The organism is Mesorhizobium sp. M1D.F.Ca.ET.231.01.1.1 (assembly GCF_003999155.2).
In the GTDB taxonomy this organism is placed as follows: Bacteria; Pseudomonadota; Alphaproteobacteria; order Rhizobiales; family Rhizobiaceae; genus Mesorhizobium.
Genome location: NZ_RZOZ02000073.1, coordinates 1 through 413, shown reverse-complemented (window position 1 = coordinate 413; position 413 = coordinate 1). Strand labels below are relative to the sequence as shown.

General features: G+C 64.4%; 1 protein-coding gene. It reads left to right on the top strand.

The window, feature by feature from the left end; translation table 11 throughout:
• Nucleotides 1-17: 17 nt before the first annotated feature.
• Nucleotides 18-413, top strand: a 396-nt coding sequence (locus EN874_RS32325; RefSeq protein ID WP_245516220.1) for a TonB-dependent receptor, incomplete at its 3' end; no start/stop codon positions are given.

Sequence of the window (413 nt, the reverse complement as noted above, 5' to 3'; positions counted from 1 at the left end):
GCCGCACCGACGTCAGGATGTCCGACACCACCCCGAGCTGGGATCTGAGCGCGATGTATCAGATCACCCCGGATGTGAGCGTCTACGCCAAGGTCGCGCGCGGCTTCCGTGGCCCGACCATCCAGGGCCGTTCGGCGGTGTTCAATGCCGACTTCACCACCGCCGATTCCGAGACCATCCTGTCCTGGGAAGCGGGCGTGAAGAGCAGCCTGTGGGACAACCGCCTGGGCCTGAACGCGACCGCGTTCACCTACACCGTCAATGACATCCAGCTCAACGGCAACGATTCGGATGGCAATGGCGTGCTGTTCAACGCCGACAAGGCCAAGGCCTACGGCTTCGAAGCGGACATCGAACTGCGCCCGATCCCGAACCTGACCCTGAGCGCCGGCCTGAGCCTGCTGCACAGCGAG